General features: G+C 75.7%; 1 protein-coding gene and 1 pseudogene. One reads left to right on the top strand and one right to left on the bottom strand.

Going from position 1 to position 3,045, the window contains the following annotated elements; all coding sequences use genetic code 11:
• Positions 1 to 631: 631 nt before the first annotated feature.
• Positions 632 to 2,044 (bottom strand): annotated as a pseudogene (locus tag ABT247_RS32875) (serine/threonine-protein kinase); the annotation flags it as partial.
• A 405-nt stretch (positions 2,045 to 2,449) separates the two neighbouring features.
• Here ABT247_RS32875 and ABT247_RS32870 point away from each other — a divergent pair.
• Complete coding sequence (locus ABT247_RS32870; RefSeq protein ID WP_350750171.1) at positions 2,450 to 2,650, top strand: hypothetical protein; 201 nt, start codon at positions 2,450 to 2,452, stop codon at positions 2,648 to 2,650.
• Positions 2,651 to 3,045 lie beyond the last annotated feature (395 nt).

Raw genomic sequence — 3,045 nt, 5'->3', positions numbered from 1 at the left:
GGCCGACTTCCCGTGCGCATCAGCCTGCTGGGGAGGTGGGGGGTGGTGGGGCGGCTGCCGGGGGTGGGGTGGTGGGGCCGGAGGAGCCGGCGCCGGGCCAGGACTCGTCGAGGGTGCCGTCCGCGCGGACGGTGTAGCGGGTGGAGGTGACCGAGCCGGTGGCGGCCACGCGTTCCTCCCGGACGACCGCGCTGCCGTCCAGACGCCAGGTGGCGGTGGCCTGCGGGTCGGCCGTCGAGGTGCGGGAGGCGGTCGCGACCGGGCTGTCCCCGGCGAAGGTGTAGAGCTGGACGAGGTCGACCGGCGCCGAGCCGTCTGCCCGTCGCAGGACGATCACCGTGGCCGGTTGTCCCTTGTACCGGGCCGGCAGCACCGCGCTCAACGCGACTTGCGGCCCGCTCCCGACGGAGCGTCCGTTCTTCAGCGTGATGGAGGCGCCGCCGGCGCCGTCGGGGTAGCTGCGGTTGGGCCAGTCCACCACCGGACCGGGCCCCTGGGCGGGTGCCAGCGTGCCGTCCCCGGCGCCGCCCCGGGCCGTCGCCGGGAGCGGCGTCGTCGAGGCCTGCGGTGCGACGTCCACCGAGGTGCCGGGCACCGCCTGTTCGCCGCCGTGGCCACCGGCGCCCGCCGTCGCCGTCTGCCCGACGGGTGGCCGCGCGCCCTGGTTGCTCCGGTTCTCGCAGCCCTGTGCCGCCGCGATGGCCAGCGCCACGCCGATGGTGACGGTGACGAAGACCACCAGGCGCTGCCGCAGCAGGCGCTGCCGTGCCGTGCCGGGCCGACCGCCGGGTGCGGGGGTGTGCTGCCGGTCCCGGGGCCGGGGGCGCCCGGGCGCTGGAGTCTGCGGACGGTCCCGCAGCGACCGGGTCACCGGCGTGACCTCCGGCCGCTGGACGGGCGCGGCCGCGCGTCGCGCCGGGGCCCCGGCCGCCTGCCCGCCACGGCCGGCCGTCGCGGCCCTGAGCCGCGAAGGAGCGGCGGGCTCGGGCTGACGCCCCGGCACCGGAACACCCTGCCGGGCACCTTCCGCCGCCGAGTGCGACGCGTGCGCCGGATGCGCCCCGCGCGCGGACTGCGCGCCGGGCGCGCCGTGCCCCCCGTACGGGCCGTGCAGCCCCTGAGCGCCCACCGGGGGAGCACCCGGAGCGCCTCGCCGAGGCCCGCGCCCGCCGCCGCCAGTACCGCCGCCGCCGGCGCCGCCGCTCTCCACCTCCGCCGCGGTCGCCCCGCGCGCGGCCAACTCGCTGAGCCGGTCGTGCAGTGCGGCCGCGCCGGGCCGCTCGGCGGGCTCCTTGGCCAGGCAGGCCCGGATCAGCGGCGCGAGCTGCGGCGGAACGGCCGACAGGTCGGGCTCCTCGTGGACGACCCGGTAGAGCATCACCTCGGAGGACGCCCCGGACCCGAACGGCGTGTCCCCGGTGAGCGCGTAAGCGAGCGTTGCCCCGAAGGCGAAGACGTCGGTGGCCGGCGTGACGGCCGCGCCGCGCACCTGCTCGGGTGCGAGGAAGCCGGGGGAGCCGACGGCCGTGCCGACGTGGGTGAGGGTGCTGGCGCCGCGGGACCAGGCGATGCCGAAGTCGATGATCCGCGGCCCGCGGGGCGAGAGCAGGATGTTGGAGGGCTTGAGGTCCCGGTGGACGACCCCGGCCTCGTGCACCTTGACCAGCCCGTCGGCGAGCGCCGCCCCGATCCGGGCGGCCTCGGGCCAGCTGAGCGGCCCCTCGTCGCCGACCCGCTTGTAGAGCGAGGGCCCGGGTACGTACGCGGTGGCGAGCCAGGGCCGGTCGGCCTCGATGTCCGAACCGACGACCCGGGCGGTGCAGCCGCCGCGGATCCGGGAGGCGGCGGCGATCTCGCGCGCGAAGCGGGTGCGGAACTCGAGGTCCTCGGCGAGTTCGGCGCGGATCAGTTTGAGTGCGACGCGCTGTCCCCGGCGGTCGGAGCCGAGGTAGACCACGCCCATGCCGCCGGCGCCCAGTCGCCGGTGCAGGCGGTACGGCCCGACGATGCGGGGGTCCTCACGCCTCAACCGCATCATCGCCATGTTTCGTTCCCCGTCAGCCCGTGGGTGAGGCCCCGTCGGTTGGGGCATCGTCAGTTCCTGTCTGGCACAGCTTACGGACTGGCCGCTGCGGTGTGCTGATACGCAACACCACAAGCCGCCGTGCGATTGTCGGATCGTGAGCTGAGCTGCAGGTCACAGGGCTGCCGAATCGTTTCTCGGGGTTGCCCCTCAGGGTTCCCCCGGGGACGGGGAAACGCCGCCCTCCCCCTCCGGTAGTAGGCCTTGAGTCTGAGGCTCATCCTCCGGAATGCCCGAGGAACAGTACGACGGCATGACGTCCGCACGGCCCTCGCGCCATAGCGTTGTCCCCAGCGGTGGACGGGGAGCTCGTCCCCCGAGGTAAGCCGTCCACCGCGCCGACTCGACCGGATCAGGAGCAGGGCCATGGCGATGCAGCAGACGGGAACTCCCCGCCGGCGGCGGCCGGCCTTCATCCAGCCCCAGTCCGCCGAGCAGCCCACCCGGCACCCCGCCGTGGCGCTGGCCATCGCGCTGCCGTGCGCCGTGCTCCTGGTGCTGCTGTTCGGCGGGTGGGACCAGATGGTCAGCCAGGCGGAGGCCGTGGCCGATCTGCTCGGCCGCTGAGGGAGGAGCACCAGGAACGGGCACTGATCCCCCGGGGACGGGGAGCGGTGCCGCCGGGGAGGCCGCGACCGTGATGAGACGCGGACGGGCGAGGAGCGGTGCGCAGAGCACCCCGGCAGGCGGAGACGCCGCGTACGGACGTCGGTGAGGGCGACCGTACGCGGCTCTTCTGCTCTCCTCGCCGCTTCTCACCCTGTCGTGCCGACACTTCTCGTCCCGGCACCCCTCGCCTTCCCGCCCGGCACGGCGGCCCCCGCCACCACCGGAACGACGAAAACGGCCGGGGCCGCGAACCCTGCGGCCGTCGCGGGGGCTGTTCTCGCTGGTCATGCCTCCTCCTCGGGGAGCACCAGGGGCCGCAGCGGGCGGTTGTCCACGTGCAGCCGGAAGACGTC

Origin of the sequence: Kitasatospora sp. NPDC001539 (assembly GCF_040298565.1) — a bacterium.
Lineage (GTDB): Bacteria > Actinomycetota > Actinomycetes > Streptomycetales > Streptomycetaceae > Kitasatospora.
The sequence above is the reverse complement of the archived record's forward strand: the minus strand, read 5'-3'. Positions and strand labels throughout refer to the sequence as shown.